The 13,603-nt window shown below is 45.9% G+C and carries 8 protein-coding genes and 1 tRNA gene; 3 read left to right on the forward strand and 6 right to left on the reverse strand.

Features of this window, described 5'->3' with window-relative positions; genetic code table 11:
* Nucleotides 1-6: 6 nt before the first annotated feature.
* Nucleotides 7-3,915: a DNA-directed RNA polymerase subunit beta' gene (rpoC, locus tag ACZ48S_RS05475; RefSeq protein WP_464211622.1), complete on the reverse strand. Its 3,909-nt coding sequence runs from the start codon at nt 3,913-3,915 to the stop codon at nt 7-9.
* Nucleotides 3,908-7,666 carry a DNA-directed RNA polymerase subunit beta gene (gene rpoB, locus ACZ48S_RS05480; RefSeq protein ID WP_464211623.1) on the reverse strand — a complete coding sequence of 1,253 codons (3,759 nt, stop codon included), beginning with the start codon at nt 7,664-7,666 and terminating at the stop codon, nt 3,908-3,910. Before rpoB ends, rpoC begins: the two co-directional genes overlap by 8 nt.
* Nucleotides 7,667-8,011: 345 nt before the next feature.
* Here rpoB and ACZ48S_RS05485 point away from each other — a divergent pair.
* A tRNA-Ser gene (locus tag ACZ48S_RS05485) sits at nt 8,012-8,098 on the forward strand.
* Nucleotides 8,099-8,164: 66 nt separating this feature from the next.
* Here the strand turns inward: ACZ48S_RS05485 and ACZ48S_RS05490 are convergent.
* The 4 genes from ACZ48S_RS05490 to nfi all read right to left on the reverse strand — a co-directional run bounded on the left by ACZ48S_RS05490 (nt 8,165) and on the right by nfi (nt 12,842).
* Entirely contained in the window at nt 8,165-9,790 is a 1,626-nt protein-coding gene (locus ACZ48S_RS05490; RefSeq protein ID WP_464211624.1) for a peptide ABC transporter substrate-binding protein, read from the reverse strand.
* Nucleotides 9,790-11,028, reverse strand: a complete 1,239-nt coding sequence (locus tag ACZ48S_RS05495; protein ID WP_464211625.1) for a peptidase MA family metallohydrolase — start codon at nt 11,026-11,028, stop codon at nt 9,790-9,792. The genes ACZ48S_RS05490 and ACZ48S_RS05495 overlap by 1 nt, the downstream gene beginning before the upstream one ends.
* Nucleotides 11,021-12,119 (reverse strand): peptide chain release factor 2 gene (prfB, locus tag ACZ48S_RS05500; RefSeq protein ID WP_464211626.1). Its coding sequence is split into 2 segments (ribosomal slippage): nt 11,021-12,052 and nt 12,054-12,119, totalling 1,098 coding nucleotides; the frame shifts between segments, so codons are not numbered across the junction. Before prfB ends, ACZ48S_RS05495 begins: the two co-directional genes overlap by 8 nt.
* An 18-nt stretch (nt 12,120-12,137) precedes the next feature.
* Complete coding sequence (gene nfi / locus ACZ48S_RS05505; RefSeq protein WP_464211627.1) at nt 12,138-12,842, reverse strand: deoxyribonuclease V; 705 nt, start codon at nt 12,840-12,842, stop codon at nt 12,138-12,140.
* Between the two features lie 135 nt (nt 12,843-12,977).
* Here nfi and rpsP point away from each other — a divergent pair, with 135 nt between their 5' ends.
* Together rpsP and ACZ48S_RS05515 are read left to right on the forward strand one after the other, a co-directional pair.
* On the forward strand, nt 12,978-13,217 hold the full coding sequence (rpsP, locus tag ACZ48S_RS05510; protein ID WP_464211628.1) for a 30S ribosomal protein S16: 240 nt from the start codon (nt 12,978-12,980) through the stop codon (nt 13,215-13,217).
* 26 nt (nt 13,218-13,243) lie between these two features.
* A complete protein-coding gene (locus ACZ48S_RS05515; RefSeq protein WP_464211629.1) occupies nt 13,244-13,471 on the forward strand; it encodes a KH domain-containing protein in 228 nt (75 codons plus the stop codon).
* The last annotated feature ends 132 nt before the right edge of the window (nt 13,472-13,603 follow it).

Genomic DNA, 13,603 nt, shown 5'->3' on the forward strand with positions numbered 1-13,603 from the left:
CGAATATTATTGGAGTTCAACAACCGGTTCTTCCAATTTTTCGAGTTGTATCGTCTTTGCGGCCTCAATTTCAGCAGCCCTCTCATCGGTCGCGTCCCGACATGATTTGCACTGCGCCGGAATTAGTTTACCGATAATAACATTTTCTTTCAGGCCGGCTAGATTATCCTTCTTACCGTAAATTGCGGCATCAGTAAGAACCCGTGTTGTTTCTTGGAATGAGGCCGCTGCCAACCAGCTTTCAGTAGAAAGGCTGGACCTGGTGATGCCCATCAATACCGTATGTGCCGTAGCCGGCTCGCCACCTTCAGCAAGTATTTTATTATTTATATCCTCAAAACGGAATTTATCGACCAATTCTCCGGGTACCAAATCCGTATCACCGGAGGTATCTATACGAACCTTATTCATCATCTGCCTGACAATCACTTCCACATGCTTATCATTAATATGAACGCCCTGAGAATAATAAACTTTTTGCACTTCTTCAACCAGATAACGCTGTACTGCTTCTCTACCGAGAACAGATAGAATGTCCTGGGGATTAACAGACCCATCAGTTAATTTCTGGCCCGCTCTCACTTTATCCCCATCCTTAACCTGGATATGGACTGAAGCGGGGACCATGTATTCCCTCTCTTCAATATCTTCGGAATTGATAAAAATACGCTGACCTTCCATCTTAATATTCCCGCCTACCCTGGCAATCAACGCCGCCTCGCCATCAACAAGATGGACTGACTGGTCATCAACTTCCGGCGCGGTAGCCAGAACTGAACCCATATCTACTATTTGGCCTTCTTTGACTTCCACTTTCCAATCTTCTGGTAAAGTATATTCATCTTGGTACACCTCTCGAGCCGTAACATGGATACTACGACCTTCATCACTTTCTTTTATCTCGGCAATACCATCAATTTCAGAAATAATCGCCTGCGCTTTTGGAGGCCGGGCTTCAAAAAGCTCCTCGACTCTGGGCAGACCGGTAGTAATATCGGTGCCAACCACACCACCGGTATGGAAGGTGCGCAATGTTAACTGAGTTCCCGGCTCACCAATACTCTGTGCCGCCAGAATACCTACAGCTGTATAATGTTCAACCGGTTTGCCGCGACCGAGGTCACGCCAATAGCATTTTTGGCAAATACCACGTCTCGAACCGCAGGTCATCGGAGACCTGACATAGACCTCGGTCACTCCGGCTCGGCTTACTTCTCTTGCTTTTTCCTCGTCTATTTCCCCATTTCGGTCAACAATGACTTCACCGGTCTCGGGATCTGCAATAGGCATAGCCGCCAATCTGCCGGCAATTCTTTCCGCGAGAGGAGGCAAGATCCCTTTTTCTTTTGGTTCTTCAATCCACAAACCATCCATGGTGCCGCAATCATCTTCATAAATAATCAAATCTTGCGTAACATCAATAAGACGTCGGGTCAGATAACCAGACCCTGAAGTGCGCAGAGCTGTATCGGCCAGACCTTTTCTGGCGCCATGAGTAGAGATAAAATATTCTATGGTTGAAAGTCCTTCACGTAAACTGGATTTGATCGGAAAATCTATGATTTTACCCGAAGGATTGGTCATCAAACCTCTCATGCCCGCCATCTGCCGTATCTGGGAAACATTACCTTTAGCCCCGGAATTGGCCATCATATAAATATTACCGACATTATCCATGCCTTTTGAGATTGCATCACCAATCAGCTCCGATGCCTTCATCCATATCTCAATAACACCGGAATAACGTTCATCATCGGTGATAAGCCCTTGAGCGTACTGCTGTTCAATCTGGGTTGTTTCATTTTCTGCATCAGCAATAATTTTCTTTTTAGGAGCTGGAATAGCGATATCACTCATCGCAATGGTAATGCCCGATCGTGTCGCGTATTTAAATCCGAGTTGTTTGATCTTATCAAGCGACTCGGCCATAACCTCATCACTCGCATTGCGCTTGCATTCCGTGATTATCTTCCTCAAAGTTGACTTGTCGACGGGACGATTAAAAAACGCCACACCATCCGGCAGAGCCTCATTGAACACAACCCTGCCAGCGGTCGTCTTCACCATCTTGTCGGTAGCATCAGCATCCGCCATAAATACTTCTATTTCAGCCCGGAGGTCGATAAGTTCCAGTTCATAATAGCGTTTAACCTCTTCTACGTCCCGGAATCGTTTCCCTTCACCTTTAAGGCCCGGCCGGCTGGTGGTTAAATAGTAACATCCAAAAACCATGTCCAGGCTGGGAGTCACCCCAGGGTCGCCACTTGAAGGCAGCAGCATATTGTGAACGGACAACATTGCTTCTCTGGCTTCCTTTACCGCCGCCCGCGATAGCGGTAGATGAACCGCCATCTGATCACCGTCAAAGTCCGCATTAAAGGCGGCACACACCAACGGATGAATCCTTATTGCTGATCCCTCAATAAGTACCGGTTCAAATGCTTGTATAGAAAGACGATGCAAGGTGGGAGCGCGATTGAGCATGACCGGTCGTTCTTTAACCACATCTTCTAGGATGTCATAGACTTCGGGCCTGGCTCGCTCAACCAGGCGGCGCGCGCTTTTAATATTCGGCGCCAACCCATCCGTTACCAAACGATGCATTACAAAAGGCTTAAAAAGCTCCAGCGCCATTTTGCGTGGCAGGCCACACTGATGGAGTTTAAGTTCGGGCCCAACAACAATAACACTTCGGCCGGAATAGTCTACCCGTTTTCCGAGCAGGTTTTGACGAAAACGGCCCTGTTTACCTCTGAGCAAATCGGAGATTGACTTAGCTTTATGGTCACCGGATACGGCGACACTTCGTCCCCGTCGACCGTTATCAATCAATGAGTCAACAGCTTCCTGCAGCATCCGCTTTTCATTACGGATAATAATCTCAGGCGCGCCTATTTCCAGCAGGTGGTTCAAACGGTTATTCCGATTTATTACTCGCCTGTAAAGGTCGTTCAAATCAGATGTGGCAAACCGACCTCCGTCAAGCTGCACCATGGGTCTTAAATCAGGCGGCAATACTGGCAAAACAGTTAATATCATCCACTCCGGTTTATTGCCGCTGCGGCGGAAAGCTTCAACAAGCTGCAGCTGTTTGCTCGCCTTTTTCCGCTTTTGACCTGAAGGGGAACGGGTATCCTGAACAAGCCGGTTACGCATTTCACCGAGGTCAAGTGTACGCAACAGGTCCAGGATTGCCTCAGCGCCCATCTTGGCTTCAAAAACTTCCGGATACCTGACATTCAATTCAAAATACTGGCTCTCGCTAAGCAGACTGCCGCGGCGCAATTCACGCAATTGGTCTATTATCCCTGTCGTCTGCTCTTCAAGCTCGCCCCGGTCTGTTTCAAATTCTCGACGCAGATTATTGATACTCTCAACACCTGCTCCGTCAGCTTCTAGCTTTTCTATTTTAGAATTCAGTTCAGCTTCTTTATCGTCGGTTTCCTGCCTTCGTCCCTGCTCTAACATTTCTATAGCTAATTTCCGGGCATCATCATCCACTTTCGTGATCACGAAATGAGAGAAATAAATTATTCTGTCTAGATTGCGGGTAGATAAATCCAGTAAAAGCCCTACTCGGCTGGGGATACCCCTGGTGAACCATATATGACCAACGGGACAAGCTAACTCAATATGCCCCATACGCTCACGACGCACCTTTGAACGAGCGACTTCAACACCGCATTTATCACAGATTATTCCTTTGTATCGAATACGCTTGTATTTTCCGCACTGACACTCAAAATCTTTCGTAGGTCCGAAAATACGCTCGCAAAACAGACCATCACGTTCGGGCTTAAGCGTACGGTAATTGATAGTCTCCGGTTTGGTGACTTCACCGTATGACCAGCCTCTTACCTGTTCTGGCGAAGCTAGGGAGATTCGAATAGCATCAAAATCAATTACTTCATTCATCTTGTTGTTTTGTTTCCTCTTCCGTGTTTTCTGCACTGCCATCGAGTAGTCGCGCGGTTAGCTCACCGGCTAAAGCTAGCTCAGAAGTATCCTCGGCAACCGATGACTCATTAAGATGTTCCGCGGGTAGCAAACGTTCCTCTTCATTAATAACTTCAACTGCCAAACCCAGGCTTTGCAGCTCTTTAACCAGCACTTTAAATGACTCCGGTACGCCTGGTTGAGAAACATCCTCACCTTTAACAATAGACTCATAAGCTTTAGCACGCCCGGTAACATCATCACTCTTAATCGTCAGCATCTCCTGGAGATTATAAGCTGCTCCGTAGGCCTCCATAGCCCAGACTTCCATCTCGCCGAATCTTTGTCCGCCAAACTGGGCTTTACCACCAAGCGGCTGCTGACTAATTAAAGAATAAGGACCGGTAGCACGAGCATGAACTTTATCTTCAACCAAGTGAATAAGTTTGAGAATATACATATTTCCAACAGTTACGGGCTGGTCAAAATAATCCCCGGTCTTGCCGTCCCTCAGTCGCATTTTGCCGTCGAAAGGCAATGGTATATTCAACTCTCTACCGAGTTTGAAAGCCTGGTCAAAAAGCTCATCGGTGGAAATATCCTTAACTCCGGCTACTCCGTGGGCTTCCAGCCACAACCGCAGGCAGACTTCTTTAGCGAACCCGGGTGAAGTCGCATCAAATACCTTCGGCCCGTCATAACCACGGGCCTTAAGCCATTCGGTAACAGCTTCGATTATGGCTTGGGTGTTTTTTGCTTCATAATCAAGTCGAATAAGACCGGCCATTTGGGCAATCGTTGCCCGTGCCAGGTCATCCTCTATGGCTGAATCCGAGGCCCCATCAAAAACTGGAGTCTTAACTCTAAAGCCCAGCAGATGTCCTGCCCAACCCAAGTGGAGCTCGAGAATCTGACCAAGGTTCATGCGGGAAGGCGCCCCTATCGGATTTAAAATTACATCAACAGGAGTACCGTCAGGCAAATATGGCATATCTTCAGATGGAGCTATGATGGATACGATCCCTTTGTTGCCATGGCGACCGGCTAGTTTATCGCCAACAGAGATTTTGCGTTTCTGGGCTACCCATACCTGTACCCATTTGTTTACTCTGGCCGGAAGATCATCACCATCATCGCGGGAAAATACCTTTACTGCAATAACCTTGCCCCATTCGCCATGGGGCATTCGCAAAGAAGTGTCTTTAACCTCACGCGCTTTCTCACCGAATATGGCACGTAAGAGCTTTTCTTCAGCTGAGAGTTCCGTTTCACCTTTCGGAGTAATTTTACCCACCAGAATATCATCCGGGCCAACCTCGGCTCCAACCCTTATAATACCCTGTTCATCCAATTCACGAAGTGATTCCTCACCGACATTGGGAATATCTCTTGTAATCTCCTCGACTCCAAGCTTGGTATCCCTCGCTTCAAGTTCATGTTTAGTTACATGAAGTGAGGTCAGCCGATCATCTTTTACCAATCTCTCATTCAGAATAATTGCGTCTTCATAGTTATAACCATGCCAGCTCATGAAAGCACATATCAAATTCTGGCCCAACGCCAATTCCCCGTTTTCAGTAGCTGAAGAGTCAGCTAACACCTGTCCTGGAAGAACGTTATCCCCTTGATTAACCACCGGTCGTTGATTGATGCAAGTGCCTTGATTTGTGCGCATGAATTTTGCAAGTTTGTATTCATCATGCTGGCCGGTACTATCCTTTAGGATTATTCTTTCACTGGTAACGGATTCAACCTTGCCTGCCCTCTTGGCGAAAACAACATGGGTACTATAACGAACGGCTTCTTTTTCCATTCCGGTTGCCACTAACGGAGCTTCAGGCCTCAATAATGGAACCGCCTGGCGTTGCATATTCGCTCCCATCAGAGCGCGGTTAGCATCATCATGCTCAAGAAATGGTATGAGCGAAGCCGCTACGCTGAATATCTGCTTTGGTGAGACATCCATAAACTCGATCTTTTCCGGAGGCTCGTAAAAATAATTCTCACCAAAACGGGATTCAATGCGCCCGTCAAGGAAGCGTCCTCTGGCATCCAATCTGGCGTTAGCCTGCGCAATCACATATTTATCTTCCTCGTCAGCTGCCAGGTAGTAAATTTCATCGGAAACAAAAGGTTCTACTTTAATTGTTCGCTCCGGTAATTTGGCAATCGTCTTAAACGTCTTTGCATCAACAACCGAACCGGCCGGCAGTATCTTTTTGGACCCGTCGAGCAGTTCTTCCTGTAAAGACAGCCCTATCAGACGATCATCATAATTATTAAGTTCGCTAACCACTTTTCGATAAGGTGTTTCTATAAAACCGTAACGATTAACTCGACCGTAGGCGGCTAAAGAACCTATGAGACCAATATTGGGGCCTTCCGGAGTTTCAATTGGGCAAATACGGCCGTAATGAGAAAAATGAACATCGCGCACATCAAATCCGGCCCGGTCACGGGAAAGCCCTCCCGGGCCCATGGCGGAAAGTCTTCTCTTATGAGTCAATTCAGAGAGTGGATTGGTCTGGTCCATGAATTGCGACAATTGCGAACCGCCGAAGAACTCTCGAATCGCCGCGATAACCGGACGGATGTTGACCAATCCACCCGGGGTAACCTGGTCAAGTGGTACAATGCTCATGCGTTCTCTGGCTACACGTTCCAAACGCAACAAACCGATACGGAACTGATTCTGAATCAATTCACCAACGGTTCTAATACGCCTGTTTCCCAGGTGATCAATATCGTCGGCAAAATCCACACTATTATTGATCTTAATAATCTGTTTTATAATAGCGACTATATCTTCTCTGGTTAGGGCCCTGTTCTCTTCACTGACTTTCTGTTCCAAGTTCAGACGGCGATTAACCTTATATCTTCCCACCGCACCCAGGTCATAGTGGTCAGGGCTGAAAAACATTTCATTAATCAATTTGGTGGCATTATCAACATTGGCCGGGTCACCGGGGCGCAAACGCCCGTATAGGTCTATAAGGGCAGCCTCGGTATCTCTGATAAGCGAGTCTTTCTCAATGGAAGACTGAATATAGAGATGCTCCATCGAGTTGTCAACATCAGAAAAAAGGTTTACCAGTTCCTGGTCGCTGCCATAGCCTATAGCTCTTAAAAAACTGGTAACGGGAATTTTCCGACGGCCATCTATTTTTACCGATATAACATCTTTATTAGAAGTTTCAAATTCCAGCCAAGCACCTCTGGTGGGAATCAGGCTGGTATGGCAAAGTGGACGCCCGGTAGCCGAATCTTCCTGGACAGTAAAATAAACACCGGGTGACCTCAGCAACTGGCTGACTACCACTCGCTCGGTACCGCTGGTGATGAAAGTGCCATTGGCCGTCATCAACGGTAAATCACCAAAAAATATCTCGAATGGTTCCTTTATTTCACCAGTAGCTTTGATAATGAGTCGCGCTTTCACATAGAGCGGAACAGAGTAATCTTTATCGCGATGCTGGCATTCTTCTTCGGACAGCCTGGGCTCCCGGAATTCATAACCGATAAACTCCAGTTCCATTCGATTGCCGTTGAAATCCTTGATCGGCGAAAGTTCTGCTATAAGATCTCGGAGGCCTTCTTCCATGAACCACCGGAAGGATGACAATTGAAGGTCAATAAGGTTGGGAACCCCGATCACCTCAGGTATTTTGGAATAAGATTTGCGGGTGGCTGCCACTGAAGCTGCGTCAGCAGTCGGTAAAATTGAAGCCATGTCTACTCCTTAAAAAGTCAGATTATTACTTAAGGAAAAGGACAGATTACTGCCAAAAAGGTAAAATACCGGAAAGAACTTCTATAAAATAAATTTGGTTAAGAGGCATAATTAACAACCATTTAGTGTACAGTAAAATTTTTAATATGTCAACTTAAACAGGTCGGTTTATTGATGAACCACCGCTTTTTGGTTTCTTGGTTTATTTCAGGCTGGATCGTATACATTTATCCTTTCACAAAAACAGACGGTGATTATTTAAAAAATGTGTCGTAATCTGTGCAATGAATATCCGTCCGTGTTAAAATAACCGCCGTATATTCGTCCTATTCATTGATCAAACATGGAGGGTTGTCCGAGTGGTTTAAGGTGACGGTCTTGAAAACCGTTGTTCCTGCAAGGGAACCGTGGGTTCGAATCCCACACCCTCCGCCGCTTGTTTCTATTTACAGCCAATTAGATTGCTGCTTGGCTATCCCGAATTTGATTGATACTCGGCTAACTTACAGTTAAATTAGTCGGCACATCAACAGACCGGTCGATGCTAACATCTTTCAGCAATGGTACTCCCAATGGATTGAGCTCGTAGCCTTTGATGTAGGGTTTAACTAGGATATAGCTGCGTCCGAAATAGTAAGGCCATAAAGCCGCCTCTGAAATCAGTATTTGCTCCGCTTGCTGGTAGATAAGCTCACTCTCACTTTCCTCGGTCATCGTAGCAGCCTGTTCAAGTAATTCATCGACCTGTGGATTGGAATATTCTCCCCAGTTATTATCGGCTCCGGTTTCAAAAAGTATTTCCAGGAAATTTTGTTGATGAGGATAATCCGCTATCCACCCCTGGTAGAATATCTGGTCTCTTTCTTCTTTGAGGCTGTATAAAAATACTTCCGGTTCAAGCTGCCGCACGCTTACCTCAACACCCAAATTATTAGACCATTGATAAACCATTGCTTCCAACTCAGCTGAAATCAAACCTCCGTAACCCAGGGTTGTTAATGTTATATCAGGCAAATTTTCCGCACTGCCGTAAGAAGAAGCCTCTAATAATTCCAGGGCTTTTCCAGGGTCATACCCCAACCCGGCAATACTCGGGTTATAGCCTGGAATTCCAGGCGGCACTATACCTTCCGCTGCTTGATGCATATCATTAAAAACCAACTCAACCAGTTTGTCTCGGTCTAACGCCATTGAAAAAGCCTTCCTGACTAGAGGATCATCAAAAGGCGGCTCGGCACTGTTAAAGCCTAGAAAATACAAGCTTAACTGAGAAATTATTTGCGCCTGGCCAGAGAAAGCACCGTCTGTATCTAAAGCCCGGTCTATATACGCCGAGTCAACTGAGGCAATATCAATGTTGCCCATTTCATACAAGTCGATTGGCCGACCGGCCAGGAAATTAAATACAACACTATCAAGCTTGGGTTCACCATCATAGAAACCAGTGTTTTGTTTCAGTCTAATGTAAGCATCATTCGTCCACTGGTCCAGTATAAAAGGTCCGGTTCCGTTGGGGTTACGCCACCATTCATTACCCTCAGCTACATTTTCTCTATCCACGACATACGCGGTTGCGTAAGTCATTTTTGACAAAAAATATGACTTGGGGCTATCAATAGTGACCTCAAGAGTATAATCATCAATCACCCTAACTCCCGATAAGGTGGCCATTTCACCGGACCTTACGGCTGCTGAACCGGCTATATCACCAAGATACGTACGGGCGGTACTGCTCCCTGTTGCCGGGGCCAATGCCCTCTCCCAGGAGTATTTAAAATCATCGGCTTTCACTTGGCGGCCGTCATGAAAAGTAACATCAGGCCGTAAGTGGAAAGTATAAACAGTTCCGTCCTCACTTACTGTCCAAGATTCAGCTATATCAGGTACAATACCTTCATCAGCTACCTTAACCAATCCGCTGAAAATCTGCGCGATAAAGGTCAATCCACCGGCATCTCCAATAATAGCGGGATCCAGAGTATAAGGCTCCGTTGCCGTCAGGTTCAACTGTCCGCCGGCAGTACCAGGAAGAACCGAATCATTTTCATTTTCTGGTGCACAACCAGAAACTATGGGAAGAAGCAACAATACTAAGCTAGTAAGAGAAAACAACAATCGTTTCATTAATTATCAACCTCTTCATTCCGGGCAACTGCCTGGGGATAAAAGAGCCAAACCCCAATTACCATTGATGCCCCGGCCACTAATACGATTAAAGCCACCAGCCATGGTGTCCAAATCACCGTTTGCGGCGACTGACCCGGTACGGCACTGTATGCGTATTCCCTCCACTCCTTATCCAATCTGTCCATTTCAAAACCATAAACTTCCATCAAAGCGCCGTCGGCACTGGCTCCTTCAGCAAAGGTCTGCAGCAATTGGCTCATTTTATCCTGTCCATATTGGTCTATCAGGTACTTGACGATATGATAGCTTTCAGCATATGAAAGGTATGCTAATTCAGGTGACGCCGAAAAAGGACTTGCCAGACTGCGAACGGAAATAAGATTCTGCTGGTCAATGGCCTGTTTGTAAAAAACAGCATATATAGCCCCAAGATTACCTTCAGCATACATAGACAGACCTTCATTTAACCAAGTCGGAATGGAATTATATGGATTGCCAGTCATCTGATTGGTTACCAGATGCGCCAATTCGTGAACTATCGCTCTTTTACCCCATGCCAATTCAGATGTCTCAATACCGATAGCTATGGTATTGAAATTGGTAAAAGCAACTCCTCCAGTCCACTCTTGGGGGAAAACCATTGAACCCTGAAGAGCTTGAGAGCTGTCATAGATATATAGCGAAACAGGTTCCATCAGTTTGGCTCCGGTATCAGTTTCCAGCTTTTCCAGGGCCTGCCGCGCCGTATTCATTAGTTCATCGGCAAAGGAATCATCCCCTGAGTACCAATAAAGGCTGATTAGGCCTTCGTCCATTTCTCGCCACTGATAACGTTCGTCGTCAACAATCAGGGTATTTTCCGCAGTGACATATTCACGCCCCTTATCATTATAAAGTGTCCACCAATAACTTACTTTGGTTCCTGGTGGCAGCCCACCGACCCTTCTAAGATTCAAGGAATAGCTTAAGTTCACTTCCTGTGCCGGTGAAATACCAACAATGACTTCATTGAAAATTTCCGCGAAGCTTTGGCGGTCCACCTTATAGTTTAATCTTGCGTCAACTATATCGGCATCGGTGGTGGCGTCCAGTTGAAAACTTATGGAACCGGGGAAACTAACCGTGTGATTGAGGTCGTTGATAGTGAACCCATCTTCCGCAGCAATACTTGACACCGGAATAATTGACCCTGCCGCAAATACACCGATAATAAAAAACTGCAATCTTCTAATCACTGGAAATTTGCCCCTTCAAATACGCATTTATAAACGAATCTATCTGGCCGTCTTCCAACACCGCCTGGGTGTTGCCGGTTTCTATTCCGGTTCTATGATCCTTAACCATTTTATACGGGTGAAGCACATAGCTTCTAATCTGACTGCCCCATTCCGCGGAAATATGGGCGCCTTTTATCCTGGCTCTCTCAGCCTCATTTTCATTGATTTTCTGCTGCAGCAATTTCGCTTTAAGCAAACCTAGAGCTACTTCCCGGTTTTGATGCTGGGAACGTTCCGTCTGCGCGGTCACCACCATTCCGCTGGGCACATGCGTAATGCGGACTGCGCTGGAAACTTTCTGTACATTTTGACCACCGGCGCCGCTCGCTCGGAAAGCTTCAAGTTTCAGTTCATCGGGATTAATCTCAATATCAGTGTCCTCTTCCGCTTCAGGCATAACCTCTACCAAAGCAAATGACGTGTGACGGGAATGGTCAGAATCAAAGGGCGACAATCTTATCAAACGATGAACACCATGTTCACTCCTCAGATTTCCATAAGCATAACGACCGCGAAAAATAAGAGTCACGCTCTTGATCCCGGCTTCATCGCCTACTGAGGTTTCCAGAATTTCGATATCGTAACCACGCCGTTCTCCCCATTTCACAAACATATTTAACAGCATTTGAGCCCAATCTTGACTTTCAACACCACCGGCTCCGGCATGAATACTCAATATGGCGTTCCGTTCATCATATTCTCCGCTGTACGCCAACTCAAATTCTAGTTGATTCAGTTTTTCTTTTAATTCCTCTTTGTCGGCATCAATATCGGCGGATAAATCAGGGTCATCTTTAACCAGAGCATCCAATTCGGCCAACTCAAATACACGATGCTCAAGTGCCCTCCATTGTTCAACCGTTTTCTTCAACTCAGTAATCCGACGCATAACTTTTTGCGACTGTTTGCTGTCTTCCCAAAAACCATCTTCGGTGATAAGGTTTTCAAGGCTAATCACTTCTTTTTCTTTTTCCTCTATGTCAAAGACACACCATATCGTGATTAATCCGCTCAGAAAGCTCTTTAAATTCTCCAGTCATTTCCATCATAATTACTCCGTATAACGTTTATTTCACTGCGAAGTTAGGTTGCTCAATAGCATTCCGGCCGGCTGATAAATGGGCTTGCCTTATCGGTTCCGGTAATCGATACCGCCCTGTGAGTTTCAGAATCCAATCAACAGCGGTTCCCAGACTTATATTATTCCCCGCGGAAATAAAAACCGGCTTGCATCCTTCTTTGGTACGCACTACCCGGCCTATAAGTTCATTATTATCAGTTAGATCCGCCGTACTACCCCTGGATTCACCGAGAACTCCGTAATGACCACAGAGTCTGTTTTTAGCGCAACCAATAGTCGGGGTATTGGTAAATAACCCAAAATGGGACGCTAAACCCAAGCGTCGGGGATGGGCGATGCCCTGACCGTCAACAATGAATAAATCTGGTTCAACCTCCAGTTTCCTAAATGCTCCAAGAATTAAAGGCAGTTCTCGGAAAGACAGTAACCCAGGAACATAAGGCATTACAATCGGTCCTTCATAGCACTCATCCGTCACGACACTGAGCGAAGGGAATTCTACTACCGAAACAGCGGCTCTTCCAAATTTGCTATTCCTACCCATTGATACATCGATCCCGCCAACCAAAGAAATATCTTTGTCGCATGGCCTATCTTCAAGAGAGATCTTTCTAGCCAAGCTCTTCTGTAGCTCCACCGCATTTACCGTAGAGATATTAAAACCATCGTACTGACGGTTGATATTCCGCATACAAACTGATTATACTTGCTATAGGTTTCAACTGCCAAACTTGATTGCATTTTTCCTTATTAGCACTTATAGTTGACACCATAGCTGTCATATTGGATAATACCCTAAAAATACAAGTGAGTTTTCCTGAACACAATGCTTAAAATCAAACTTAGACGAATGGGTGCCCTTAAGAAACCAAGCTACCGACTGGTAGTCGCTGATGCGCGTGATGCCCGAAACGGTGGATTTCTGGAAATCATCGGTCAATATGATCCGATGACAGATCCGGAAACAGTCAATATCGAAACTGACAAAGCCAAGGATTGGATTAAAAAAGGTGCTCAGCCTACTGAGACAGTAAGTAGACTTCTCAAAAAGGCCGGAGTTATTTAATATAGTCTAGTCACAAAGGAGCCACCATGAAAGAATTAGTCGAGTACATTGCTAAATCACTGGCGGACAATCCTGAGGCAGTGGTGGTAACAGAGGAGCAGGAAGAAGAAGGGCTCAAGATAACGTTGCAGGTTGACGATGCCGACAAAGGCCGCATTATCGGTAAACAAGGTCGTATCGCACAGGCAATGCGCACTTTGATCCGGGTAAAAGCCGCCAAAGCTGGAATCAAGGCACGGCTTGAAATTTTATAAGTTGTGTAATTAATCCAATTTAATATTTGTTAAAAAGGGCGCTGAGATAGCGCCCTTTTGTTATTCCTTTTATTGAGATCATATATATTTGGTGATAGTAGTCATAAAAAAAGCCCCCGCATACAATCGGGG

Source organism: Dehalogenimonas sp. NIT-SK1 (genome assembly GCF_055384165.1).